This window comes from Pseudoalteromonas sp. OFAV1 (genome assembly GCF_021532595.1).
GTDB classification, from domain to species: Bacteria; Pseudomonadota; Gammaproteobacteria; order Enterobacterales; family Alteromonadaceae; genus Pseudoalteromonas; species Pseudoalteromonas lipolytica_C.
On the sequence record NZ_JAKGBG010000043.1, the window covers coordinates 15812 to 40839 of the forward strand.

At 41.4% G+C, this 25028-nt stretch carries 22 protein-coding genes and 4 tRNA genes; 15 read left to right on the plus strand and 11 right to left on the minus strand.

Annotation, left to right across the window (positions count from 1 at the left end):
• Positions 1-43: 43 nt before the first annotated feature.
• The gene (locus tag L1267_RS18530) at positions 44-1030 is read right to left on the minus strand and encodes a GGDEF domain-containing protein (protein ID WP_135926202.1); all 987 of its coding nucleotides are present in this window, start codon (positions 1028-1030) and stop codon (positions 44-46) included.
• Positions 1031-1389: 359 nt separating this feature from the next.
• Between L1267_RS18530 and L1267_RS18535 the strand changes: the two genes are divergently transcribed.
• Entirely contained in the window at positions 1390-3168 is a 1779-nt protein-coding gene (locus tag L1267_RS18535; protein WP_138558435.1) for a DUF885 domain-containing protein, read from the plus strand.
• A gap of 110 nt (positions 3169-3278) precedes the next feature.
• On the plus strand, positions 3279-4760 hold the full coding sequence (locus L1267_RS18540; RefSeq protein WP_135922964.1) for an FMN-binding glutamate synthase family protein: 1482 nt from the start codon (positions 3279-3281) through the stop codon (positions 4758-4760).
• A gap of 34 nt (positions 4761-4794) precedes the next feature.
• Here the strand turns inward: L1267_RS18540 and mtnK are convergent, their stop codons facing one another.
• The gene (gene mtnK, locus L1267_RS18545) at positions 4795-6012 is read right to left on the minus strand and encodes an S-methyl-5-thioribose kinase (protein WP_235383736.1); all 1218 of its coding nucleotides are present in this window, start codon (positions 6010-6012) and stop codon (positions 4795-4797) included.
• A 145-nt stretch (positions 6013-6157) separates the two neighbouring features.
• Here mtnK and mtnA point away from each other — a divergent pair, with 145 nt between their 5' ends.
• Positions 6158-7183 carry an S-methyl-5-thioribose-1-phosphate isomerase gene (mtnA, locus tag L1267_RS18550; protein WP_138558433.1) on the plus strand — a complete coding sequence of 342 codons (1026 nt, stop codon included), beginning with the start codon at positions 6158-6160 and terminating at the stop codon, positions 7181-7183.
• A gap of 5 nt (positions 7184-7188) precedes the next feature.
• On the opposite strand, the gene L1267_RS18555 is transcribed toward mtnA, so the two are convergent.
• The 5 genes from L1267_RS18555 to L1267_RS18575 form a co-directional block, all read right to left on the minus strand.
• Positions 7189-9336, minus strand: coding sequence for a winged helix-turn-helix domain-containing protein (locus L1267_RS18555; protein ID WP_235383737.1), 2148 nt, complete (start codon positions 9334-9336; stop codon positions 7189-7191).
• A 95-nt stretch (positions 9337-9431) separates the two neighbouring features.
• Positions 9432-9773, minus strand: a complete 342-nt coding sequence (locus tag L1267_RS18560; RefSeq protein ID WP_135922960.1) for a gamma-glutamylcyclotransferase family protein — start codon at positions 9771-9773, stop codon at positions 9432-9434.
• Position 9774: 1 nt separating this feature from the next.
• Positions 9775-10317, minus strand: coding sequence for a 1,2-dihydroxy-3-keto-5-methylthiopentene dioxygenase (locus L1267_RS18565; RefSeq protein WP_235383738.1), 543 nt, complete (start codon positions 10315-10317; stop codon positions 9775-9777).
• Positions 10314-11000, minus strand: a complete 687-nt coding sequence (mtnC, locus tag L1267_RS18570; RefSeq protein WP_235383739.1) for an acireductone synthase — start codon at positions 10998-11000, stop codon at positions 10314-10316. The genes L1267_RS18565 and mtnC overlap by 4 nt, the downstream gene beginning before the upstream one ends.
• Positions 10997-11626, minus strand: coding sequence for a methylthioribulose 1-phosphate dehydratase (locus L1267_RS18575; RefSeq protein WP_135922957.1), 630 nt, complete (start codon positions 11624-11626; stop codon positions 10997-10999). The genes mtnC and L1267_RS18575 overlap by 4 nt, the downstream gene beginning before the upstream one ends.
• A 99-nt stretch (positions 11627-11725) precedes the next feature.
• Here L1267_RS18575 and L1267_RS18580 point away from each other — a divergent pair, with 99 nt between their 5' ends.
• The 3 genes from L1267_RS18580 to L1267_RS18590 all read left to right on the plus strand — a co-directional run bounded on the left by L1267_RS18580 (position 11726) and on the right by L1267_RS18590 (position 15110).
• Positions 11726-12868 carry a methionine aminotransferase gene (locus L1267_RS18580; protein ID WP_328248258.1) on the plus strand — a complete coding sequence of 381 codons (1143 nt, stop codon included), beginning with the start codon at positions 11726-11728 and terminating at the stop codon, positions 12866-12868.
• A complete protein-coding gene (locus L1267_RS18585; protein WP_235383740.1) occupies positions 12856-13629 on the plus strand; it encodes an amidohydrolase in 774 nt (257 codons plus the stop codon). Before L1267_RS18580 ends, L1267_RS18585 begins: the two co-directional genes overlap by 13 nt.
• A gap of 65 nt (positions 13630-13694) precedes the next feature.
• Complete coding sequence (locus L1267_RS18590; RefSeq protein ID WP_235383741.1) at positions 13695-15110, plus strand: mannose-1-phosphate guanylyltransferase/mannose-6-phosphate isomerase; 1416 nt, start codon at positions 13695-13697, stop codon at positions 15108-15110.
• A 93-nt stretch (positions 15111-15203) separates the two neighbouring features.
• On the opposite strand, the gene L1267_RS18595 is transcribed toward L1267_RS18590, so the two are convergent.
• From L1267_RS18595 to L1267_RS18605, 3 genes are all read right to left on the minus strand, one after another.
• A complete protein-coding gene (locus L1267_RS18595; protein ID WP_235383742.1) occupies positions 15204-17360 on the minus strand; it encodes an ATP-binding protein in 2157 nt (718 codons plus the stop codon).
• A 153-nt stretch (positions 17361-17513) separates the two neighbouring features.
• Positions 17514-18170 (minus strand): helix-turn-helix transcriptional regulator, encoded by a 657-nt coding sequence (locus L1267_RS18600; protein WP_135922952.1) that lies wholly within the window; start codon positions 18168-18170, stop codon positions 17514-17516.
• Positions 18171-18400: 230 nt separating this feature from the next.
• Positions 18401-18772, minus strand: coding sequence for a histidine triad nucleotide-binding protein (locus tag L1267_RS18605; protein ID WP_135922951.1), 372 nt, complete (start codon positions 18770-18772; stop codon positions 18401-18403).
• A 105-nt stretch (positions 18773-18877) separates the two neighbouring features.
• On the opposite strand from L1267_RS18605, the gene L1267_RS18610 reads away from it, so the two are divergent.
• Complete coding sequence (locus L1267_RS18610; protein ID WP_235383743.1) at positions 18878-19501, plus strand: DUF2057 domain-containing protein; 624 nt, start codon at positions 18878-18880, stop codon at positions 19499-19501.
• A gap of 53 nt (positions 19502-19554) precedes the next feature.
• Here the strand turns inward: L1267_RS18610 and L1267_RS18615 are convergent, their stop codons facing one another.
• Positions 19555-21399 (minus strand): M1 family metallopeptidase, encoded by a 1845-nt coding sequence (locus tag L1267_RS18615; protein ID WP_135922949.1) that lies wholly within the window; start codon positions 21397-21399, stop codon positions 19555-19557.
• 145 nt (positions 21400-21544) lie between these two features.
• Here L1267_RS18615 and murB point away from each other — a divergent pair, with 145 nt between their 5' ends.
• The 8 genes from murB to L1267_RS18655 form a co-directional block, all read left to right on the plus strand.
• Positions 21545-22555, plus strand: a complete 1011-nt coding sequence (gene murB, locus L1267_RS18620) for a UDP-N-acetylmuramate dehydrogenase (protein WP_235383744.1) — start codon at positions 21545-21547, stop codon at positions 22553-22555.
• Entirely contained in the window at positions 22552-23544 is a 993-nt protein-coding gene (gene birA, locus L1267_RS18625; protein ID WP_235383745.1) for a bifunctional biotin--[acetyl-CoA-carboxylase] ligase/biotin operon repressor BirA, read from the plus strand. Before murB ends, birA begins: the two co-directional genes overlap by 4 nt.
• Positions 23541-24239 (plus strand): type III pantothenate kinase, encoded by a 699-nt coding sequence (locus L1267_RS18630; RefSeq protein ID WP_235383746.1) that lies wholly within the window; start codon positions 23541-23543, stop codon positions 24237-24239. The genes birA and L1267_RS18630 overlap by 4 nt, the downstream gene beginning before the upstream one ends.
• A 117-nt stretch (positions 24240-24356) precedes the next feature.
• A tRNA-Thr gene (locus tag L1267_RS18635) sits at positions 24357-24432 on the plus strand.
• A gap of 40 nt (positions 24433-24472) precedes the next feature.
• A tRNA-Tyr gene (locus L1267_RS18640) sits at positions 24473-24557 on the plus strand.
• Between the two features lie 44 nt (positions 24558-24601).
• A tRNA-Gly gene (locus L1267_RS18645) sits at positions 24602-24676 on the plus strand.
• Between the two features lie 13 nt (positions 24677-24689).
• A tRNA-Thr gene (locus L1267_RS18650) sits at positions 24690-24765 on the plus strand.
• A 136-nt stretch (positions 24766-24901) separates the two neighbouring features.
• Positions 24902-25028 (plus strand): GTP-binding protein (locus tag L1267_RS18655; protein ID WP_033023824.1); only part of this gene is annotated, 127 nt, incomplete at its 3' end.

Here is a 25028-nt window from a genome sequence, read left to right on the forward strand (position 1 = left end):
TCAGATTAGCGTTGTATTTAATGACTTAGAACAGGATTAGATGTTATTGACCTGCAATATAGCTACTCTGACCCAATGATTTTGCTTTTGCTGCTGCTAATGAGGCTTTTCGTGCTAGGTAATTAAAATCATTACCTTCTTCGTGCTTTGCTATACCCAAAGCGAGCGTGATAGCAGGTAATTTGGTGCCATTTTTTGAACTAACAAAACGCAGCTTTTCAACACCATTACGTACTTTTTCAGCGATTAAATTTGCTGTTTCAGGCTCAATGTCAGCAAGAAGGATAGTAAATTCGTCTTTGCCAGTACGACCCGGTAAACCGCTCTCTAATACATACTTTTGAACTTGTTTGGCAACTTTACTCAAAATCACTTCACCAATCACATCACCATAGTTGCTTATAAAGTGATCAAGGTTTTCAATTTGAATTGATATGGCACACACCGCCTTGTTTTGCCCAATCCATAATTGCGTTTGCTGATTTAAGTAATGGCGTTTATATAACCCGGTTTGTGGATCAGTGATGTGTTGTTTACGAAGTTGAGTGAGCTGTTTTTGGGTTTTTTCTTGGAGTGATTTAGCTTTTGCAATTTCTTGTTTAAATTGTCGGTGCTGATTTAGTAATACTTCAGACTGCTTGCTAAGCATTTTCAGTGCGTGGCGAGTTTGCTCTAGGTTGTTTTCATCTATGGCATGCACGCAATCAGTAACTTGATCCGCAAAGCGGATCATGTTTTGCTCATTCGTATTCGCATTACGAGATAATGAGTTTATAACGGAGTCGACATTACGAACAATTGCTGTATTCATTTTATAGCCTTGTTCCATAAAATCGAAATACAGTTGTTCTACGTAAACGCTGTCGATCGTTTTCTTTTGAGCAATAGCACGGTCTATTGCGGTATTGAGTTTTTGGTTAGCTTGGCTGACATAGGTATAAACGACGTGGTAGTTAAGTGGTGACGGCGGTAATGAATGATGTTCTAAAAAGATACATACCTTCGTCATTTTTTCTTGAGCAATAGCCATGGAATCATGGAACATCATTTTTCAATACCACTAAATACGCATATCAACTAATTAATCATCTTGTCCCTAAAGTGCATTTGCTTCCAAGCATAAATACTGAGTCTACAGTAATCTGTAATCAGTCTATTTAAAAGCAAAATTGCCAAATTTGGAACTTAAATTTGTTTTGTTTGGGTCTATTAGCTGATTTTCTCTACAACTTTGCCATGTATAAGCATAAATTGTTTAAAGCTTGTTCATTCGTTGCGTTTGTTGGGCGTTTATTTGAGCGTAATTAATCTGAGCTTGGTCGCATTTGCTTGGGTTTTAATCTGAGCTGAGCTAATTTAGCTGCACAGATCAAAACGAATAAGAAAGTTATGAAACACTCATTATCGCAAACTGTAAATCGATCGCTAATTGCTGTTGCGTTAGCTTGCACTTTAAGTGCCTGTCAGGTTACCAAAATTGACGCTGATCAGCAGTTTAATCAAGTCGCAGAAGAAATTGTTAACTATCGTCAAAGTATTAGCCCTTATGGAAAGGAAAATGGCGTTGACGGTTATTTACTGGAAAACTTGTCGGCTGAATTTTTAGAGAAAAAGTACAAAAAGAATACTCAATTACTTGCCGAGCTAGACGCTATCGACCGTGATAAGTTATCGGAAGAAAATCGCATTAACCTGACTATTTTGCGTGGCCAAGTGCAAAATAGTGTCGATGAATATGTGTTTAATGCGCACTATATGCCGCTGACTTCTGAGTACGGTTTTCACTCTAGCTTATCATTTATGATTTCCAGCTCAGATTACACAAAAGCAAAAGATTACCAGCTATATCTTGCAAAATTGCAGCAAATTCCCCGCTATTTCACACAAAATATCGGTTGGATGCGCAAAGGGCTTGAGGTGGGGCTAACCCAACCTAAGGCTGTGTTAGAAGGCTATCAAGACTCAATCACGGCTTATATTGTTGATGATGCTACTAAGTCTGAATTCTACAAACCATTTTTAAATAACACTGCGGGCCTGAGCGATAGCGAATTTGCAGCTCTACAAAAGCAAGCGCAAACCATTATCAAAGAACAAGTTATTCCAGCTTATCAAGGTTACTTAACCTTCTTTAACAATGAGTATCAACCGGGTGCACGTACAGAAATTGGTATTTCAAGTACGCCAAACGGTAAAGCGTTTTACGAAAATCGCGCAAGGTACTACACCACCACAGATATGACGCCAAAAGAAATTCATGAGTTGGGTTTACAAGAAGTCGCGCGTATTCGTGCAGAAATGGAAAAAATTATTGAGCAAGTAGGCTTTGAAGGCTCGTTTGCCGATTTTGTGCACTTTTTACGTACTGATCCGCAATTTTACGCAAAAACACCTGAAGAGCTACTAAAAGAAGCGTCTTACATTGCCAAGAAAATGGATGCGCAGTTACCTAAGTTGTTCCACACCTTGCCGAGAATGCCGTATGGTGTTGCACCGGTGCCAGCGAGCATAGCTCCAAAATATACAACGGGGCGTTACTCAGGGTCTCGTCGTGATGACCAAGCGGGTTACTACTGGGTTAATACCTATGCGTTAGATAAGCGCCCGTTGTATGTACTTGAAGCATTAACTTTGCATGAAGCTGTACCAGGGCATCATTTACAAATTTCACTTAATGCTGAGCTTGAGTCATTGCCAAGTTATCGCCGTAATGCATATTTGTCGGCATTTGGTGAAGGTTGGGGCCTATATTCGGAGTTTTTAGGTATCGAAGCGGGCTTTTATCAAGACCCATACAGTGATTTTGGTCGTTTGACTTATGAAATGTGGCGTGCAGCACGTTTAGTGGTTGATACAGGTATGCATATGTATGGCTGGAGCCGCGAACGCGCAATGCAGTTTATGAGCGAAAACACCGCGCTTTCATTGCATAACGTGAAGACCGAAACTGACCGTTATATTTCATGGCCTGCACAAGCGTTGTCATACAAAATTGGTGAGCTAACCATTAAACGTTTACGCCACGAAGCTGAGCAAGCACTTGGTCAAGATTTCGATATTCGTGAATTTCACCATCAAATATTACGACATGGCTCAGTGCCAATGTCGGTGCTTGAAGAGCAAATTCAACTTTACATTAAAGCTGAATTAGCCAAACGAGCAGCATAGCAGTATAAAAGACGAAAAGGCGTGATTTACATCACGCCTTTTTTGTTTATTGCACGTAATATAAACACCTTATATGCTTTGAAAGATGTCATTTCACAAAGGGGCCTTGGATGAGTGATTTTATAATTTTTAGTATCGATGTATTTGCCAGTTTATTTATTTTTGCACTAGGGATCGGATTACTGGTGATTGTGTGCTTTTACATTAGTGATGTGACGCAATCTAAGCAGGCGATTCGCCGTAATTACCCGGTGATAGGACGTTTTCGCTATTTCTTTGAACGCCAAGGTGAATTCTTTCGTCAGTACTTCTTTGCTATGGATAGGGAAGAGTTACCATTTAACCGCGCAGAGCGAAGCTGGGTTTATCGCGCAGCAAAAAATGTTGACCGCACTACTGCGTTTGGTTCAACACAAAGCCTAGAAGCCACAGGGACTGTGATGTTTATGAACTGCGCCTTCCCAAAACTGGATGAAGAGGCGTTAGAGCCAAGTTATGTCACCTTAGGTCCATACTGTGAGAAGCCCTATTCTACCAATGCATTATTCAATATTTCGGGCATGAGTTTTGGCGCTTTATCAAAACCCGCTGTGCGTGCTTTATCACGAGGTGCAAAATTAGCTGGTTGTTGGATGAATACGGGGGAAGGTGGACTGAGTCCTTATCATCTCGAAGGGGGAGCTGATATTGTATTTCAGATTGGTACGGCAAAATATGGTGTGCGTGATGAGCAAGGTAAGCTAAGTTTAGAAAAACTAAAAGCAATTGCCGAGCATGAACAAGTTAAGATGTTCGAAATTAAAATGAGCCAAGGCGCAAAACCGGGTAAAGGCGGTATGTTGCCTGGGCGGAAAGTAACCGCTGAAATCGCCAAAATTCGGGGGATCCCTGAAGGGCATGACTCGATTAGCCCTAATGGCCATCCAGAAATAAAAGAACCGGCCCACTTACTCGATATGATTTCGACAGTTCGAGAAACAACAGGTAAACCAACAGGTTTTAAAGCAGTGATTGGTGAATACACTTGGCTTGAAACCTTGTTCAGTGAAATTAATAATCGAGGCATTGAATCAGCGCCTGATTTTATCACGATTGATAGTGCCGACGGTGGAACGGGCGCAGCGCCTCAGCCGTTAATGGACTCTGTCGGTTTACCGCTGCGTGAAAGCTTACCTCTTGTTGTAGATCTTTTGAAAAAACATGGTCTAAGAGAGCGTGTAAAGGTTATCGCATCGGGTAAGTTAATTGTGCCATCAAAAGTTGCTTGGGCATTAGCGCTGGGTGCTGACTTTATTGTTTCGGCTCGTGGTCACATGTTCTCGCTTGGCTGTATTCAAGCTCTACAATGTAATAAAGATACTTGCCCTACAGGTATTACAACCCACAATGAGCGCTTACAACGAGGTTTAGATGTCACAGACAAGGCTCAGCGTGTTGCTAACTATAATAAATATATTCATTATGGGGCAGGTTTGATTGCCCATTCATGTGGTGTATCCAGTGCCAGAGAATTGGCTCGTCATCATGTGCGCGTAGTGCAAGAAAATGGCTTGTCTGAGCCGCTCGATAAAATGTACGAGCATTATCAGTAAAGTATTTAGAAAGGCGCGTTTAGCGCCTTTATTTTTAGTTTAGCAAGCTAACCAGTAAAGAGAAAAACTCATCTTTATTATTGCAGCTTGTCGCGTTAAGCATTAATTGCTCACCGAGTACCAGCGTTTGTTGTTGCACAGCAAGGCGAGCGCCTACATCGTCAATGCCATCGATATCAGCAACATGGGCTAAACCTATGGTGCGGCGAATAAGTTCAGCGCCACAGTAACCAATTGCATCACGCAATACATGTTGTAAGTAATCTTCGATAAAGGCGCGGTTTGCAAAGCTAATATCTGTTGCTTCGTTACTTGCTAGGGTTAGCCAATGTTGTTCAAATTGGCTGTAACAATCCTGCAAGCAAGTTAGAAGGTGGGTTTGATATTGACGGCGTGCTGCCTGATTTGTAATACGGCCATTTTGCGCGCAGTAATTAAGCAATAAATTGCCCATAAAAGAGCCGATATCGAAACCAACAGGGCCAAAAAATCCGAACTCTGGGTCGATCATTTTGGTGGTGTTTGTATCGACAAAAATACTGCCGCTATGCATATCACCGTGTAATAAAGTTTGCGGACAAGATAAGAACTTAGCTTTTAATTTGGCTGCGGCTAGTTTTAAAGCGTCATTATTGCGAATGCTTTCGACGTGCTCATTAAGCTCAGCAGGGAAATTATTGCGCTCATGCTCAATGTAAGGGTCAGTAAAGAATAAATCTTCAGTGATCTTACATAAATCAGGGTTGATAAACTGACTCACTTTGGCTTTTTTATCTTCAGCAGATAAATAGAAGTCTGAGTTATAAAAACCAGTGCGACTCAAATACAGTGCGACATGACTTGCCAGTAGCGGAAATTGCTCTGCGTTGATTTGCGCGCCTCGTAAAATCTGCAAATGCCCTAAATCTTCCAGCACTGTTAAGGCAAGTTCTGCATTATGGTGCAAAATAGCGACAGTATGTTCTGGGCATAAGGCACCGTGATTAATGAGCACATCAGCTTCTATGCGTGCGCGATCAAGTGATAATGGCCATGATTCGCCTACGCAACGAGCATAGGGAAGGGCTTGTTTTAAAATAACACTATTATTGTGTTGATCCGTTACACGAAAAACCAGATTTAAGTTTCCGTCTCCAAACTCGTATGCAGTCAGTATTGCATCAGCAGGGAAAACTGAAATCAGTTCACTTTTAACAAGTTCTTTAATGTAATCAACAGCATGCTCTGAAGTGAAGGCGGTGTAATCAGCCATGGCTCTATCTCATAAAACAATAAACTTTAAGCATTCTATACTTGTAACCATTTAGATGTCCATACATCTAGCTTGTTAGTTGTCAAAACTGATGTAAAATAACCATTCAATAAAATTAGTTTTTCATTATTTATTCGGATTCAGTATGCAAGATCTCATCGCGAGTAGTATTAAATATCAGCAAGGTACGCTAACTGTACTTGACCAGTATTTGTTGCCACATCAACAGCATTGGCATGTGTGCAATGATGTTGAAACGATGAAAGATTTAATTTTGACACTGAAAATTCGTGGTGCACCGTTAATAGGTTTAGGCGCTAGTTTACTCGTTGCACATTTAGCAGAGCAGGGCATGAGCCAAGCCTCACTCGCTATCGCCATAGATGAGCTAGAAGCAACCCGTCCAACAGCTGTTAATCTAATGCACTGTATGGCCAAGTTACGCGAAGCGTTGACTGAGAGCGACTTTGTTGCTGCTGTTGTCTCTACCGCTGAGCAGTTGTTTAAAGAAGATATTGCACTTTGCGATAGTATGGCTGAACGTGGTGCGGCTTTGGTTGCCAAAGGCGACAATATTTTAACTCATTGCAATACTGGTGCATTAGCAACAGCAGGTGTGGGTACTGCATTAGGAGTGATTTATAAAGCGCAGCAACGCTATGGTGATATTCATGTTTGGGTTGATGAGACTAGACCATTACTGCAAGGTGGCCGTTTAACTGCCTTTGAACTTGAGCGTTGGCAAATTCCTTATACTTTGATTTGCGATAACATGGCAGCTAGCTTAATGGCGGCAGGTAAGGTTGATAAGATTTTTGTAGGCGCTGATCGCATTGCTGCAAACGGTGATTTTGCTAACAAAGTGGGCACTTATAATCTTGCTGTATTAGCGCATTTTCATAACATTCCATTTTATGTTGTTGCGCCATTGACTACGCTTGATACGCAAACGACATGTGGTAATGACATTGAAATTGAGCAGCGCAGTGTAAATGAAGTGCGCGGTGTTAGTGGTAGTTTTGGTGAAGCAATGTGGGCACCGACTAATGCACAGGTTTATAACCCAGCGTTTGATGTAACACCTGCTAACTTAGTAACAGGTTGGGTGCTCGATACCGGGGTTTATAACCAAGCAGATATCGAGCAAGGTATTTTAAAGCAGTTAAAATAGCGGATTTATTCAGCGCTTTTTTCTGTGTAAAGCTCAATGCTGTTTTGACTGTTTGCTGTTAAGAATGAAATTGCGAGCTTGTCATTACTTGCATTGAGCTGGCTAATAAAGTGCAAAGGCTGCATTTGCAGAGCTAATTCGACATCCTGCAGGTTTGCTAATTTAATGCTATACACTTCAGTTTCCGTGGCAATATACAAGCTGTGTTGGTTGCTTGTCATTGAGATAATTGAAGGCTTCAGCTCGGTTAACTTATCTGGCGTTGTTAGTTCACTGTAAGTATTGCTGTCACTATCTAAAAGCAGGTATTTTTCATATTTAGAATGCACTATTAGCTGAGTTTCGTCATACCAAGCAATTGCCAAAGGGGTGTCGATGGTACTTTTGACAACTTCATCGCTGTTAGTATGCAAAATCATTATTTGGTTTTGCAGGCTACTAAGCTCGGTATAAATAACGGCAATCTTATTACCTCTGACAGCTGCCAGTTTAGTGTTCCCTGGTAGTGTCCAATGCTTAATTTCTGAAAAATCATTCGCATTTAGTAGCGTTAATTGCTGATTGGTTTTATTAAAGCTAACAAGCTTACTACTGCTACTATTTGCAGCAATAATCGCAGTATCTTCACCAAGCTTATCGGTTATATCGATATATTGGTTATCTTTTCGAAGCCAGTGTTGGCGTTTGTAGTATTCAAAGTCAGCGAAATACACATCATTATTAGTTAATGCAACTAAGTCATCCTCATGCTTATTTGCAGTCGCAATATAGCTCATTTGTTTTGATTTTAAGTCAAATAAAGCTGCATCACTGTCGTGTATATCTGTGCTAATTAGCACGCTATGTTTATTAAGAGGGTAAGCGTAATTGGCTCGTTTTACAGGGGCTTTAATAGGTTGCCCACGGCTCATGGTATCAAACGAAAATGATTCAATCGTCAATTTACCGCGGTTATACCAAACAAGCGAGTTGCTTTGCTCATCGTAAGTCGCAGCCCAAGAGCGGTAATTGTTAGTTGTTAATAGCTTTAGTGAGCTGCCGTCTAAATTAGCCATGTAAATTTCTGCTTGGGCAACATTATGGCGTTCAAAAATAATGCGGCTAGGGTTTTGAATCGTCGTTAATATAAAGTCACCCGTGCCTGTAATATTAGGTGAGGTAATGCGAATCTCTTCACCTGTTTTTAAATCTTGTGCATACAAAGCATATAGGTGAGTTAAACCACGGTAATTATTACGCCTTGTAATTGCCACATTGCCGACTTCCATGTATTGGCTTGGGGTGCGGTTTAGTACAGATTGATTTGTTCGAGGCTTTATTAGTGCTTCGTTAGATAGCAGGTTACTCGCTTGCCAAGTAATACAATCGTTGTAATCATCCCCTTCACATGAACCATAAAATAAGCGTTCACCGTCTTCAGACCAACCTTGTAAAAATAGCTCCCCTGATGCAATCTGGTACTCTCGTTTAGTTGTTAAGTCGACAACATAAAGGTGTTTCTTATCATTTTGCAGTATGTAAGCCAGTTTCGTTTTGTCCTGGCTTAGCAATAACCGATAGTGCGTGCCTTTATGCCAAGTAATGGTTTCGGCTTGAAGATCTAAAAATGGTGCTTGCTCTTGGGCTTCGACATTGGCTTGGGGTTGTTGTATATACAACCAAGTAGCGGCAATCAATAAACTTAATACTAAGGCAACAAAAGGCCATGGCCAGCGCGATGAGTGAGTGTTTTTCTCGCTGATGGTGTTAGTGCTTAGGTGAGGTTTTGTTTCTTCATTTGCCACTACTACTGGTTCAGCAATAGGTGCCTGCTCAAGAGGTCGCACTGCAATGAATAAGCTGTAGCCTTTACGATAATGGGTTTTAATGGTTTGACCTGGCTGTTTCTCTGATTTGAGTACTTTTCTTAGTTCAGAGATAGCTCGGTTTATAGCATTGTCATCAACAAAACTTTGTTGCCAAATATTTTCAACCAGTTCTTGGCGAGTAATTATTCGCTCGTTATTTTCAATAAAAAAGCAGAGCAATTTAAAGAGCAAAGGTTCTAATTCGCGGGTGTGAACACCGTCACTGATAGTTTGCTGTTTTATATTAAGTTGCCATTCGCCAACAAAAATAACATTATCGCGTAAGGGTGAAAGTGCCGACCCCATTTTTAGTCCTTTAGCAAATAATTAGTACTTATTAATGGGGTCGATAATAACAGAAGTTGTACTGTAATTGGGTTTTTTTGTTTTATTTTTGTAAATTAAAGACTATTTTTTGCAACATATACCCACGCATTAGTATGGCAGAGGAATTTTTCTGCAATGCGTTGATAGTCGTCCACTTCGTATTTATCTGCTTGTGCAAGCTCTTGCTCTGTAATTAAGTAGATTGTGCCGCTCACAGAATCGCTTTCATTACCTGTTTTTAATAATGCAGGATGAAAACGTTGCCCACTGCTTTTAAGTACGGCCTCGTCGGTGATCTCTACTTCGCCAACTACATACCCTGTCAGCGTGGCTGGTTGACCTTCGAGCAAACGCCCGAAGGTATCTAACTGAACTTGTGGGTACTGCAAGGTACCGTACGAAAATAGCTTTTCCATATTAATCCAAAAGGGGAAAGTTGTTAGCAATATCAGACTCAGTACTTTGCGCGACCCAGCCTTCGGTATTATTGAATAAGCGAATTGCTGTGAATTCAGGATCACTGCCCATATCAAACCAATGTGGTGTAAGCTCAGGTACTGAAATCAGGTCGCCTTGTTGGCAAAGAACTTGATACACTTTATCGCCCAAGTGTAGGCAAAATAAACCTTGGCCTTTCACAAAAAAGCGCACTTCATCTTCACTATGAGTATGTTCAAATAAGAACTTGCTGCGTAATTCGCTGGCATTTGGGTTCCCTTTTGCAAGCGAAATAACATCCACTGTTTGATAGCCACCTTCAGCCTTAAGGCGTTCTATATCGTTAGCATAGGCAGTTAAAATAGCGTCATGACTGGTGTCTTGATCAATCTGTGCCGTTGCTTGCCATTGCTCAAAGCGAACGCCAACCGCATTAAGCTCTCTAGCAATAGCGCTTAAATCTTCACTATGAAACAGTATGTTATCTGCGTTTGTATCATTAAAAATAGTTAATCGACTCATACTAAAAGCTCCGCGCTGAATGCTGTGAAATCGTTAATATATGGGTGGATATCACTTGCTTCTTGGCCATCTCGAATAAGGTGAAGCGTTCGCAGACCTGCCGCTTTTGCAGCATCAAGCTCTGCTTCAACATCGCTTAAAAATAGCACCTCTTCAGCGTCAAAAGGCAGTTCAGCAATAATATTCTCATAAGAGCTTTGCTGTTGTTTTGCGCCTACTTTAGTATCGAAGTAACCACAGAATAAAGGTCTAACATCACCATAATCAGAAAACTCAAAAATCAGATGTTGGGCTTTTACTGAGCCAGATGAGTACACATAGAGACTTTTGCCCGCTTGTTTTTGGGCTTGTAAAAAGTCATAAGCATCAGGGTAAAGGTGGCCAGTAAAATCACCATTTTCGTAGCCAGTTTGCCAAATTAATCCTTGTAATTGCTTAAGTGGAGTAATTTTTTGGTCCGTTTCTATCCAATGAATTAAATGCTTAATAACCGTGTCAATATCGGCTTCGGGTTGTTCAATATGTGCTTTAACAGCATCAATTTGGGCTGCAACTTCTGGGTCTGTTTGATGTGACTTTACAAACTCGGGTAATTGCCCTGCAGCGTAAGGGAATAAGACGTCTTTGACAAAAGAAATGCGGGTAATTGTGCCTTCAATATCGGTTAAAATCGCTTTGATCATGGCTGAACTCCAGCTTGAATGCCTTCTAGTTTTAAGCGCTCAAGTTCACAGCTAAACAAAAACTCTAAGCCTTCTAAATGACGCAATACTTCTTTGATATCGCGACCAACCACGTATAAACCGTGGCCGCGGATTAATACGGCATGCTCAATAGGGGTGTGAAGATGATGATCACTGACCAATAAACTTAAACGGTCGATGTCTTGGTCGTTATCAAAAATAGGAATACTTAGCGTATCTAAATGCGATTTAACACCACTTAAAGACTTTTGCATTTCGTAGCCGTGTAAGTTGATAGTATGGCCTTTAATAACACGCGATAACACGGTTGCCGCTACCGAATGAGTGTGTAAGACATAGTTTGCTGATGGGATCAGCTTATACATATTTAGATGCAGCTCAGTTTCGGCTGAAGGATTACCTGAGCCCTTAGTGCGATTACCTTCATGATCAAATTCAATAAACGCATGAGTGCCGAGTTGGCCTTTATCGAAGCCACTTGCTGTGACAACATAGCCACTTGCTGTGCGGGCTGAAAAGTTACCACCAGTAGCAGGGACCCAACCGCGTTGACTTACCCATTTACCGGCTTCAATTAGTTCTGAAATAGCGGTATTGTTATGCATATATTCCTCGACATTCTAAAAGTTATTTAGACGGCTATACATCTGTTTTAAGCAATGATAGCATCGCTTCGGGCGCAAAACCATCTTTAAGGAACCTCTGTGTTTGAAAGTAAATTGCCGAATTTAGGCACCAGCATTTTTAGTCAAATGACCGCTCTGGCAAATAAGTACCAAGCGCTTAACTTATCTCAGGGTTTTCCTGAGTTTGATGCACCTGAATTGCTAAAAAAACAGCTTAATCATTATGTACTTGAGGGGGTAAATCAATATGCACCTTCAAGTGGTGTTGCAAGGCTGCAGCAGCAAATAGCCGCACTGATTGCTAGAAAATACCATAACAACATAAATTATGAGCAACAAGTTACTGTCACTTCAGGAGCAACAGAGGCATTGTTCGTGGCGATTCAAGCACTTGTCAAAGAGGGTGACGAAGTTGTGGTGTTTGACCCCGCTTATGATTCGTACCAGCCAGCAATCGAACTTGCCGGTGGTCGCTCAGTTCACGTTGCCTTGCATGCGCCAGATTACAAAATTGATTGGCAAGCCGTAGCCGATGTCATTACAGACAAAACGCGTGTAGTTATAATCAATACGCCACATAACCCAAGCGGTAAAATCTTTAAAACAGAAGATATTAATGCCCTTAAAGCACTTGTTGCTAAGCATGATTTATATGTAATTAGTGATGAAGTGTATGAGCACATCACCTTTGATGGCGCTTTGCATTTAAGTGCGCTGACCGACCCTGAGTTATTTGCACGCAGTTTTGTGATCTCAAGCTTTGGCAAAACCTTTCACAGCACCGGCTGGAAGATGGGTTATTGTGTTGCGCCTGCTCAGCTAATGGTGGAGTTTCGTAAAATTCACCAATACGTGACTTTTTCAAGCTTTACGCCTGCCCAGCATGCACTAGCCGATATGCTTGAGTTAGAGCCTGAGCATGTTGATGAACTGAACCTTTTTTATCAACAAAAACGCGATTTACTTAGCGAAGCACTAGCACACAGTCGCTTTAAAATATTACCAAGTGAAGGCACCTACTTCTTATTGCTCGATTATAGTGATGTATCTGATCTTGATGATGTTGAGTTTTGCCATTGGCTGGTAGAGCAAGCTGGTGTTGCAGCTGTGCCGCTTAGTGTGTTTTACAACAGCGTAAGCAGCGACAAAGTGATTCGTTTATGCTTTGCAAAAAATGATGACACATTAAAACGCGCCGCGGAGATTTTATGTCAACTTTAACCTTAGCTTTAGTGCAGTCCTCACTGCACTGGCTTGATAAAAACGCTAATCTTGCGCACTTTACTGAGCAGCTTAATGGCTTAAAAGAGCAAGTTGATTTAATTGTCTTGCCAGAAACATTTGCTACTGGTTTTGCGATTAATCTAGATTGCAGTGAGCCTGAGCAAGGCGAGGTACTTAGCTGGTTAAAAGCTACAGCTAAGCAAAAAAATGCTGTGGTTGCAGGCTCTGTTTTAGTCGTGAAAGGTGATAAAAAAGCCAATCGCTTTTATTGGGCTTGGCCAAACGGCGAAGTAAAGTATTACGACAAACGCCATTTATTCTGTTTAGGTAACGAAGGCAATTTTGTTGCAGCGGGTACACAGCGCGAGATATTCACTATTAATGATTTTCGCATTTTACCGCAAGTGTGTTACGACCTTCGCTTTCCTGTATTCCAGCGTAATTGCAACGACTATGATGTGATGATAAACGTAGCTAATTGGCCCGCTGCTCGTCGCCATGTGTGGGATACCCTGTTAAAAGCACGCGCAATGGAAAACCTCTGTTATGTCGCAGGCGTAAACCGCATTGGCGCTGATGGTAATGATGTTGCCCACAGCGGAGGCACTGCTGTTTATGATTTTAAAGGTGATACCTTGGCAGCGCTTGAAGATAACCAATCGGGTATCATTATTAAGCGCTTAGAAAAATCACCTTTAGATGACTTTAGAAAGGCTTTTCCTGCTCATTTAGACGCTGATCAATTTCAGTTACTGTAATTGCTCGAAGAAGCCTACTCAAAAATTTGTTAAACTCATGGTTGGATTATTTACTTTAAGCAATCATGAGTCGCAAAATCACCCCCGTTATTCTTGCTGGTGGCATAGGTTCTCGTTTATGGCCTTTGTCACGTAAAGCGATGCCTAAGCAGTTTTTACCTTTGCTTAGCGACAAGTCACTGTTACAGAGCACGCTTTTACGTGTGGCTGACTCACGATTTAATGCGCCGATTTTAGTATGCAATGAAGAGCACCGTTTTATTGCTAAAGCGCAAATTGCAGAAATCACAGATAGCTATACTCTACTGCTGGAGCCTGAAGGTAAAAATACCGCGCCAGCGATTGCCTTAGCAGCTGAATTTGCATTGCAAAATGGCCTAAAAGATCCCTTACTAGTCATGCCTGCTGATCACTACATAAGTGATTTTGATAAGCTTATTGCCAGCTTAGATAATGCTATAGCGCTTTGCCAGCAACAACAGTTAGTGACCTTTGCCATTACACCCACTGAGCCACATACTGGTTATGGTTATATTCGCCAAGGTCAGCCGTTAGCCCATGAAGGCTGCTTTAAGGTGGCTGAATTTAAAGAAAAGCCAGCCCGGCAATTAGCCGAGAAATACCTTGCCAGTGGTGAATATGGCTGGAATAGCGGCATGTTCTTATTTTTGCCGGATGTGTATTTAAGCGAACTTAATCGTTTTGCGCCAAAGATTGCTGACAGTGTCGCAAAGGCGGCTAGCTTCACTGCAGATTTAGGTTTTCAACGGCCTGTAGCGAATGCACTTACAGCATGCCCAAGTGATTCCATTGATTATGCTATTTTGGAGCGTAGCGCTAACGTTGCTGTTATTCCTGTTGATTTAAATTGGAGTGATGTTGGCAGCTTTTCAGCACTCTCTAAAATCGCTGAAAAAGACTGTCATGGTAACTATTTAGCCTCGCAAGGCGTGAGTTTAGATAGCGAAAATAATCTACTCATTAGCGAAGCCGACCACACTATTGCGGCGCTCGGCGTGAGTAATCAAGCAATTATTCATACTCATGATGCCACTTTAGTGGCAGATAAAAGTGCGCTCGATAAGCTTCCTGATTTACTTAAGCAGCTTGCTGTTATTGATAATGACAAATTGACTCACCATCAAGCGGTATTCAGACCTTGGGGCAACTATCGAACTTTAATTGAAAGTACTGGCTTTAAGGTAAAGAAAATAATCGTCAACAGCGGTGCAAAACTCTCAACTCAACGCCATCAGCACCGTGCAGAGCATTGGGTTGTCGTATCTGGAGTGGCAAGTGTGCGAGTAGGTGATGACGAGTTTGAGCTAACAGCCGATCAATCTTGTTATATTGCGGCTAAACAATTACATAGCCTCGCTAATCAACAAGCCACACCTCTGATCGTTATTGAAGTACAAACCGGTGCAATACTTGATGAAAGCGACATCGAGCGATTTGATGATAGGTATGGTAGGGACTAGCTATAAGTTTTAACTAAATTGAGCCGGTTGTTTCTTTATTGAAAACACCCGACTTAAACTTCTATTGGTTAGGTTTTAACGCTTCCGCTTTCCCTAAGCTAATTCACTTCTTACATGTTTTAAGTAGGCTTGAAGGCTGTCTTGCCACAGCACAAGTGTATCTGTAAGCGAGTCTTTAAGAGGTTTGTTGTCGAGTAACTTACGCTCTATTTTTTTAAGCTCTAAGCCGTAACGGTTAAAGCCTAATTGCAAAGCGGTACTGGCTTGGCGGTGGAGAAGTTTGATGCACTGTTCTTTATCATCTTCTACAAGTTGTTGACAGCGAATCAACTTGTTACGAGCTGATAAAACAAATTCGTTGTAGATTGATGATACTTCATCTTCATTAAATGAGCTTACAAGTGTCGCTGCAGCCGTTTCATCGTACAAAGTGTCGCGCAGCTCGACAGCTATGCTAGCAGCCTGGTTCGTTTGCGAATCGCTAAGTGCTTGGCGTAGTTTTTGTTGCTTTATTGGTTTTCCGACAATATCTTTAATTCCCAGCGCCAAGTATTCTTTTATTTCATCGGGGCTAAGGCTTGCTGTAAAGGCAAGCACCGGTGTTCGTTGATTTAAGTGGTCAACAGTTTTGAGTTTTTTTAATACATCCTGCCCACTGAGATCAGGTAAATTCATATCAAGTAACACTACGTCAAAGTGATGCTTTTGCATTAACTCTATAGCGCTTTTACCATCTTTTGCGAGCTTAATTTTGTGCTCGTCATCGGCCATAAATTCGATAGCAATTTTTTGGTTTAGGTCGAGATCTTCGACCAATAAAACGTCAAGCCCAGTGACATAGTCTTTTGATTGGTGGCGCTGTTCAACAAGACTAAGCTCACCAATCGCAAGTGAAATATCGAAACTAAAAGTACTGCCTTTATTTAGCTCACTGGTTATATTAAGTTTACTTCCAAGCTTCTCGAGTAATCGGCTTGTTATTGCCAAACCAAGTCCCGTGCCGCCTTTTTCTTTACCTGCACTGCTTTGTACATAGGGTTCTGTGAGAAAGATAATTTCTTCGTCTTCGATACCCGGACCTGAGTCGATAACACTGATGCGAACAAGATGATCTAATTGTCTTTCTTTAAGTAACGTTACATGTATTTTTACTGCGCCGTGGTCTGTAAATTTAATCGCATTACCCACTAAGTTAATAATAACTTGTCTTAGTTTTTGCTGGTCGCAGTAGTAACATGCTTGAGCAGGTAAATCGTAAATAAGCTCAAACTTTAAATGTTTTTGTTCTGCAAGTGGGCTTAGCAGTAAGCATAAATTGTTCAACCAAGTTTTAAACTCAACATCTTCTTCATAAAGCGCTTCATCACGCTGATCTAGACTTGCATAATCAAGGACTTTATCAACCAGTAAATTGAGAGATTCTGCAGAGTTGATAATCGCTTCACAGTAAGGTTTATCGCGAGGATCACTTGATTGGTTCATGATAAGTTGTGCGCTCCCTAAAATACCATTTAGGGGGGTGCGAATTTCATGGCTAATTGTTGACAAAAATAAGCCGCGAATTTCAAGGTCTTTTTGTGCTTTTTCAGTGAGTTGATTTAAATTCTGTTCTCGGCGTTCATTACATAATAATGCCATACCCGTGGCATAAAACATGGGTGCGATAACGCCGTTAATGAATAGGGTAATACTAAACCAGTTTGCTGATAATAAGTCTGCTTTAGCAATATCGCCCATTAATAAAGTGCGGCCAGTAAAAATAGCAAGAATAATGCTGAGTATTAAAATATAGACAATGCTGCCATTAGGGTAGTTTTTGCGGCCATTGCGAATGAACAGTGCCAATAAGAACAGCGCTTCGATAACATGCTGTAAATCAGAAACTAAAATGCGACTTCTTAACTCTGAATTGTCAGTAGAGAGGTAGATCATAAGTAGCGCAAATGCTGCAGTTATACCGACAAAAGCTTTGAAACCGACACACTTAGCATTGAAAAATTGGCAAACGGCAAGAACATGAATGATCGAGGCACAAAAAAGTAGTGAGTTGGCAATCGATATACTGGCTACATTATTAATATGACCATGTAATGCAAAACTCATTACTGATGCAAACATGACAAGAGGGTAGAAAATATAAAGAAGTGTACCTGGGGTATTATTATTTGTTCGCCAGGTTAAATAGTTCAGTAACGTCATTATCGCCATCATAGCGGCGCTTACATAATATAAAGTAGCTGAATCTAGCATTATTTTTCCGGCAGTCTGCAGTCAGCTTGAGAATAAGGTCTATTGCCATGTATATCAACCACAAGATACAAAAACAGACGCTAGTAGCGTCTGTTTAACTTAGTAGGGTGTATTGTAGCAATTGGCAATAATACTTGACGAAGCGTATTGGATTTAACGGATCTCGTCAGGAATATTTTGCTGTGCCCATGACAATAACTCGATACGGTTACGGCATTTGGTTTTTCTGAATGCACTGTACAAGTGAGTTTTTACTGTGTGTGGGCTGATGCTTAAGTCTTCAGCAATCTCTTTATTTTTCGAACCTTTACTCATTAGTGAAATAATTGCTTTTTCACGTTTAGTAAGTTTAACCGGCTCGATGTCGCCATCTGTCAGTTTATGTAAGGCATCTTTATTAAACTGCAGCATGCGATTTAATGCATTACACATGATTTCGCGGCGATACCATAATTGATCTTCCAGCAACAAACGAATGCCTTTCATTAACACATCAGCATTGTCTGTTGTGTAAAAAACACCACGGATACCACTTAATAGAGCACGGTTAGCTAATTCAGGGTTTTCATCTAAATTGAATAATACGATATCGCATTTCATGCGCAGATGAACGAGTTGCTCTTTAAGCTTACCCCATGGATCAGTGCTTGATGTTTCAATGAATAACAAGCGTGTGCCTTCAGGTACTTCAGAAATATCAGTACCAGATGTGACGTCTAGCCCCTGTGTTTTTAAAAGTGGTTCTAATACATTAACACCAATTGTGTTAACCGGTTCTGGATCTAATAATAAAAAGGCTGAACTACTCATATATATACACTCTTGAATAAAGTTGACAGTTTCATCCTACCACGCAATCCACCCCTTTCGTATTAGAAATTTCTGAGAGTTGTGCAGGAAAAGTGCAGTTTGTGTCTATTTTGTGTCAAATAATACAGTTAGTTAACTTAATGCAACGTGTTAACTAACTGATATATATATAGTATAGCTCAAATTAATATGTTTGTGCTACTTTTTACAGTTATTTACATATTAAAGTGCTAGATGCTTTCTTTCATCTTATCTTGGTAAGGAGGCCAACCCATTGGTTTGCCCGCTAACATGTGTAGGTGTATATGGTACACCGTTTGCCCGCCATGTTCGTTACAATTCATCACAACACGAAAGCCATCCTCACTAAAACCAAATTGCTTAGCTAGTTTTGCAGCAACGACATACAAGTGACCAACCAAGTGGGCATTTTCTTCTGTAACGTCATTAACAGTCGCAATTGGTGTTTTGGGAATGATCAATACATGAAAGGGTGCTTGTGGATTAATGTCTTTAAAAGCCAGTGATAACTCGTCTTCATAGACAATATCGGCAGGGATCTCGCGATTAATAATCTTTGTAAAAATAGTCTCTTGGCTCATACTTAGCTCTCTTATAAATGTGGTTAAATGACCGCCCACTAATGACAAACTTTATTTGCAGTGTCAAACTGAAACTGCCACAAGTTGAACAACCAAGGAGTGAACATGCGTAAGTTAGTATTACTGAGTAGTGTGTTAATGCTATTGAATAGTGTTAGCAGTGTAGCCGAGACTATTCACTTTCCAGAAGAGCTTGTACCGTTACAAGTGGGAGATCGTCTTATTGAGCAATCATTTTTTAGCCGTGTTGATGATGTTGAGCTTGCCCCAGGTACCTATCAGCTGAAAATGAAATACACAGATCTATATGAGCAAGGTTATGACGACCATCAGGTTGTAGAGTCAGAGCCTTTTTGGGTTGAAGTGACGGTTGAAAATGGCAAAGACTATGATGTTGTATTTAATCGCGCCAGTAATGCTGTAGCAGCGCAGGTGTTTGCTGAGTCACCTCAAGTGAGCCTAAAAGCGAAAGGCAGTGAGCTTGCGATGCCGTTATCAATTGTTAGTTATCGTGCACAGTCAACGTCAGCGCAAGCTGTTGCGACAGCGCCTGTTGCAAGTTCAAGTAGTAAGCCTGCGACAGCGGTGCCAGTTACCTTACCTGCAAAAGTACCAGGTGGGCAGGCTGGATTAAAAAATATGCCAAATGCAGCGGCAATGCTAGAGTTTTGGTGGCAACAAGCGAGCCCTGAAGAACGTCGGGCATTCTTACAAAAGGTAAGCAACTAAATCTAATTATTAAAAAAGGCGCTGAAATCAGCGCCTTTTTTGAGTTTAGTGACTTATTTTGCGAATAAGTCGTCAACTGTACCTTGTGCAAGAGGGTGGTAACCCGGACGTGCTTTTAAGTACACATCATGCGCCCAGTCTTTTTTACCGTTCTTAATAAGTGCTTTATATAGTGGCACAATTAATTTACGGCGACCGATGCCAGAGAGGTGCTTATCAAGAGCAGGGTAAATTGGTTGATAACCATTACCTACCGCTAGCATAAACCATGCGAAAGCGCGCTCAGCATTAGTTGACTGTGTTAAGTTGAATTGCTTATCAAGCTCAGTCATTTTTTCAATGCTTAAATCGCGAGGTAGATTATTTAAAAAGTGTAGCCACTCATGAACAGACCAATCTGCTGTTGGTAATTGAGCTGCGCTAATCTCACCGTTTAACCATGTTTTGGTTACAGCATCAACTTTATCGAAGGCATCAGAGGTTGGATTTGGTGCATCACTTGGCAAACCTGGCTCAAAAATCCACTCATTAACTTTATCCATGCTGACCACGCCTGGGTATTTGTCGATCAGGTTTGCTTTTAAGTAAGTAACAAATTGAGCGGTTGTAAGAGACTTAAACGCAAATTGATCAAAGTAACCTTTTACAAATGGGTCAAACTTGTCACGACCATATTTGTTTTCTAGATAGATTAAGAAAAGTTGACCTTTAGTGTAAGGCACTGAGCTAAATGCATCATCAGGATCGCGGCCATTTAGTTTTAAGTTAAGGCGCGTATCTGGTGCTGGTAGCGTTTTAAGTAATGCACGTAAGCCTGCTGCATCAAGGGCTTGTTCCATCACTGCACGGTCACGGCCAAACACTTCTTCCATGATGCGGTTTTCAACGTAAGACGTGAAGCCTTCGTTTAGCCATAAATCTTCCCACGTTGCATTGGTAACTAAGTTACCAGACCAAGAGTGAGCAAGCTCGTGAGCAATTAGGTTTACTAAGCTTTTATCGCCGGCAACAACCGTTGGTGTGATGAATGACAAGCGTGGGTTTTCCATGCCACCGAATGGGAAGCTTGGTGGCAGCATTAATAAGTCGTAACGACCCCATGCGTATTCGCCATACATTGCGTTAGTTTTGTCGATCATCGCTTGTGTGTCGTTAAACTCCGCAACCGACGCATCTAAAATTGTTGGCTCAGCAAAAATACCGGTTTGCTTAGACATGGCTTTAAATTCTAAATTACCCGCACCAATTGCGATTAAGTATGGCGAAATGGGTTGTGGCATATCGAATAAGTAGTCGCCGTCTTTATAAAGCGCATCTTTATTGTCAGCACTCATAACTGCACGAATGTCTTTAGGAGTGTGAATACGTGCTGAGTAAGTTACGCGCATTGCAGGCGTATCTTGTACAGGGATCCAACTACGAGCATGAATTGCTTGTGATTGGCTGTACATAAATGGGTGTGACTTACTGGCTGTTTGCTCTGGTGTTAACCACTGTAAACCTGAAGCTTCTGGGCGGCTGTTGTAGTAGATACGTGCTTTAACCGCTTGGCTTTTAAATTTAATTGTTAATTTTGAGCCCTTCACGTCATCACGTGCAGCAAGGGTGAAGTCAGCTTTGTGCCAGCTGCCTTTTTTATCTTGATACATTACTTTGTCGATATCTAAATCGCGAGTATCAAGTACAAGTGTTTTGCTGTTCGCATTGTGCCAATCTAGCGTATGCTCAACAAAACCCTCTAGTTGTTTGTCATCAAAATCAACATCTAAATCTAGTAGTAGGTGAGTGGTTGTTACGTCATCTAAGTTTGCGTAAGTGTGCTGGCTGATTGCATCTGCAGTTGCTTGAGAGCAAGCACCGGCCATAGCAAGACTTAAAAGTAATGGTTTAAACTTCATAATAACCCTGGAACACAAATGAAAAAGAGCCCGTTTTATAACATGATTAGTGCAGTGGGTTGAGTGATTTTTACAATCTAATGCGTATTTTGCGACGATAGGTTACACTAATGCGATTAGTTACCGGTAACCTTTGAGGCGTTTTGTGGCTCAGTCCCTGCAATCTTTTCATACCTTTTCTTTGCCAAGCCAATGCCAGCATTTTTATCAAATTGATGAAGTGAATCAGCTTTTAAGCACAGACTTTTCGTCTCCCTTTTGTATTTTAGGTGAAGGCAGTAATACGGTGTTTTTATCTGACTACCAAGGTTCTGTCGTTCACATGAACACGAAGGGCATAAATATAGAGCAGCAAAGAGATGGCTTTTTATTGCATATAGCGGCCGGAGAAAACTGGCATCAATTAGTCGCTATGACCATTGCCAATGACATGCCAGGGCTTGAAAACCTTGCTTTAATCCCCGGTACCGTTGGCGCTGCACCAGTGCAAAATATTGGTGCTTATGGTGTGGAGCTCGAAAAGTTTGTTAGTTATGTTGAGTACTTTGATATTGCTACCAAAACGATAAACCGTTTAACAAAAGACGAATGCCAATTTGGCTATCGTGACTCTATCTTTAAACATGCACTTAAAAATAAAGCAGTGATCACTCAAGTCGGGTTACTGCTCCCTAAAAAGTGGCAACCAGTGCTTAGTTATGGGCCATTGCAACAGCTTACAACTCCTTCGCCACAGCAGGTGTTTGAACAAATCATCACAACTAGAAACAGCAAACTACCAAACCCAAGTGAACTTGCTAATGCGGGAAGTTTTTTTAAAAACCCTGTGGTCTCTAATGAACAACTTGCGTTACTTCTAAAACAGTACCCTGAGCTACCTCATTACTATGTTGATGCTGAACATCATAAGGTTGCCGCAGGGTGGTTGATTGAACATGCTGGGTTAAAAGGCTATCAAGTTGCAGGAATTGAAGTTCATCAGCAGCAAGCGTTAGTGCTCGTGAATCACGGCAATAGCACTGGAGATGATTTAATTGCCATGGTGAAACATGTTCAGCAACAAGTCTGGCAAAATTACAAAATTGCGCTACAACACGAGGTGCGACTGATTGATGCCGATCGTGAGTGTCACATTGAATTGGGAGCTTCATCATGAAAGCGCCAGATGGTAATAAATTAGCTATTTTGCAAGCGCTCAATCAAGGTGGTTTTGTTTCTGGCCAGCAATTAGGAGAGCAATTAGGTATTAGCCGTGCTGCTGTTGGTAAACATATTCATTCTTTGCAGGAAATGGGCCTAGATATCTTTAAAGTAACGGGTAAAGGGTATTGCCTGAACAATAATGCAGGGTTTCTAAATCAACAAGCGATTACTGAGCAGTATAAAAAACTAGGTGGTAACACAGCCAACGTTGAGGTGCAGCCAATTATTGATTCAACCAACAGTGAATTAATGCGCCGTCTACAAAGTGATGTTCCGTTAACATCTGGCACTGTACTGGTTGCGGAAATGCAACAAGCAGGAAAAGGCCGTCGCGGCCGAGTATGGCAATCACCATTTGGCGCTAATTTATACTTTAGTTACTTCTGGCGCTTGGATGATGGCTTACAGGCGGCGATGGGAGTGTCGATTGCAGTAGGGCTAGCTGTATATGATGCCTTAAAAGCCTTGTATCAAATTGATGTTGAGCTTAAGTGGCCAAACGATATTTATATAAACAGAGAAAAACTGGCGGGTGTTCTCGTTGAACTTGATGGGCAACCACAAGGGCCCTGTCAATTAGTGATCGGTATTGGCATAAATCTACATATGCCCGAAAGTGTCAGCCAACACATTGACCAAGCGTGGACCGACCTGAGTCAGCATGTTCAACAGTTAGATAAGAATAAACTCGCTGCTTATTTGTGTATTTGTTTAGAACAGCGATTAGCGCGGTACCAGCAGTCAGGGCTAAACGAGATGTACATACAATGGAATAGCTTAAATGCATTTGCTAAAGAGTGTGTCGAGCTAAATACAGGGCATCGTAGCTGGCGAGGAATTTGTGAAGGGATTGATAGCCAAGGTGGTATCCGCATTCGCCAAGACGGAGAGGTAAAGAGTTACTATGGTGGTGAGATTTCATTGCGTAAGGCAGATAAATGAGACTGTTAGTTGATGTAGGTAATACTGCTATTAAAGCTGTTTTATATAATCAGGGCTGTTACAAACCGTGTGAACTGAATGCGCTGCCTTGGCCGCAAATTAATGACATGGTGTTTGCTTGTGTAGGCAGCACCGAGTTGCTTGCTCCTCTCATTAAGTTAGCCGAGCAACATAAAGTTACCGTGTACGAGGCAAAAGTAAGCGCTAAACTTGAGAATTTAAAATGTGCCTACGAGCACTTTACCAATTTAGGTATTGATCGTTGGCTTGCACTAATTGCTGCATATGTGGAGCTGCCAAAGCAACACTGTATTGTGGTCGATGCTGGCACCGCAACAACGATTGATGTATTAAACAGCGAAGGAGAACATCTTGGCGGGTGGATTTTGCCTGGGCTTGATTTAATGACAACCTCACTAACGCAAAATACGCAAAAAGTGTTCGATGATGGGCAAACTCCCTTTGCAGCAGAGTTAGGCCGAAATACCCCTAATGGTTTAAAAAACGGTGCACTTGTTGCGACTGTAGGAGCAATTGAGCAAGCTAAGCGTCATCTTAATAACGAAAATAGCCGTTTATTATTCGCTGGTGGCTATGGAAAGTTGTTGGCCGAACAGTTCGCTGAGAGTGAGTTTGACAGTCAGCTTGTTTTTAAAGGACTGAATTACTGGTTAGAATTAACACTAAAACAGTAAAAAAGCCTATATTTGCCTGAATAGTGAGCGTTTAACACATAAAAACACATTTTTTTTGATTTTATTGTTGCATCACAATAAACCTTACCTTAGAATCTCGCCCCGTACTAAAGCAGTGCCGACTTAGCTCAGTTGGTAGAGCAACTGACTTGTAATCAGTAGGTCATCCGTTCAACTCGGATAGTCGGCACCACTTTCCTTTTACCGGAAGTGACTTAGTAAAGAATTTTCGTGGAGGGGTTCCCGAGCGGCCAAAGGGATCAGACTGTAAATCTGACGGCTCAGCCTTCGCTGGTTCGAATCCAGCTCCCTCCACCACTTTATTCTTGACGGTTAGAGGTAGTTTAAGAACAGGTTCCTATGCGGGCATCGTATAATGGCTATTACCTCAGCCTTCCAAGCTGATGATGCGGGTTCGATTCCCGCTGCCCGCTCCAGACTTCTGGTGTTGCTGATATAGCTCAGTTGGTAGAGCGCACCCTTGGTAAGGGTGAGGTCGGCAGTTCAAATCTGCCTATCAGCACCAGTATCGAGAACTCATCTTAATTTCTTCCTTTATCTGTCAGAAAAAACTATTTGAAATTTGAAAAAATTAAATTAATCTACCCTCGGTGGATTATTTTCATATGTAATCTAGATACACAAAACTGATAGGTTCCGTCATGGCAAAAGAAAAGTTTGAACGCGTAAAACCGCACGTAAACGTTGGTACAATCGGCCACGTTGACCACGGTAAAACAACTCTAACAGCAGCAATCACTAACGTACTTGCAAAAGTATACGGTGGTG

What these genes read in the sequence shown, in the direction of transcription:
- L1267_RS18530 (WP_135926202.1), bottom strand. Translation starts at nt 1,030, where the DNA reads ATGGCTATTGCTCAAGAAAAAATGACGAAGGTATGTATCTTTTTAGAA.
- L1267_RS18535 (WP_138558435.1), top strand. Translation starts at nt 1,390, where the DNA reads ATGAAACACTCATTATCGCAAACTGTAAATCGATCGCTAATTGCTGTT.
- L1267_RS18540 (WP_135922964.1), top strand. Translation starts at nt 3,279, where the DNA reads ATGAGTGATTTTATAATTTTTAGTATCGATGTATTTGCCAGTTTATTT.
- mtnK (WP_235383736.1), bottom strand. Translation starts at nt 6,012, where the DNA reads ATGGCTGATTACACCGCCTTCACTTCAGAGCATGCTGTTGATTACATT.
- mtnA (WP_138558433.1), top strand. Translation starts at nt 6,158, where the DNA reads ATGCAAGATCTCATCGCGAGTAGTATTAAATATCAGCAAGGTACGCTA.
- L1267_RS18555 (WP_235383737.1), bottom strand. Translation starts at nt 9,336, where the DNA reads ATGGGGTCGGCACTTTCACCCTTACGCGATAATGTTATTTTTGTTGGC.
- L1267_RS18560 (WP_135922960.1), bottom strand. Translation starts at nt 9,773, where the DNA reads ATGGAAAAGCTATTTTCGTACGGTACCTTGCAGTACCCACAAGTTCAG.
- L1267_RS18565 (WP_235383738.1), bottom strand. Translation starts at nt 10,317, where the DNA reads ATGAGTCGATTAACTATTTTTAATGATACAAACGCAGATAACATACTG.
- mtnC (WP_235383739.1), bottom strand. Translation starts at nt 11,000, where the DNA reads ATGATCAAAGCGATTTTAACCGATATTGAAGGCACAATTACCCGCATT.
- L1267_RS18575 (WP_135922957.1), bottom strand. Translation starts at nt 11,626, where the DNA reads ATGCATAACAATACCGCTATTTCAGAACTAATTGAAGCCGGTAAATGG.
- L1267_RS18585 (WP_235383740.1), top strand. Translation starts at nt 12,856, where the DNA reads ATGTCAACTTTAACCTTAGCTTTAGTGCAGTCCTCACTGCACTGGCTT.
- L1267_RS18590 (WP_235383741.1), top strand. Translation starts at nt 13,695, where the DNA reads ATGAGTCGCAAAATCACCCCCGTTATTCTTGCTGGTGGCATAGGTTCT.
- L1267_RS18595 (WP_235383742.1), bottom strand. Translation starts at nt 17,360, where the DNA reads ATGCTAGATTCAGCTACTTTATATTATGTAAGCGCCGCTATGATGGCG.
- L1267_RS18600 (WP_135922952.1), bottom strand. Translation starts at nt 18,170, where the DNA reads ATGAGTAGTTCAGCCTTTTTATTATTAGATCCAGAACCGGTTAACACA.
- L1267_RS18605 (WP_135922951.1), bottom strand. Translation starts at nt 18,772, where the DNA reads ATGAGCCAAGAGACTATTTTTACAAAGATTATTAATCGCGAGATCCCT.
- L1267_RS18610 (WP_235383743.1), top strand. Translation starts at nt 18,878, where the DNA reads ATGCGTAAGTTAGTATTACTGAGTAGTGTGTTAATGCTATTGAATAGT.
- L1267_RS18615 (WP_135922949.1), bottom strand. Translation starts at nt 21,399, where the DNA reads ATGAAGTTTAAACCATTACTTTTAAGTCTTGCTATGGCCGGTGCTTGC.
- birA (WP_235383745.1), top strand. Translation starts at nt 22,552, where the DNA reads ATGAAAGCGCCAGATGGTAATAAATTAGCTATTTTGCAAGCGCTCAAT.
- L1267_RS18630 (WP_235383746.1), top strand. Translation starts at nt 23,541, where the DNA reads ATGAGACTGTTAGTTGATGTAGGTAATACTGCTATTAAAGCTGTTTTA.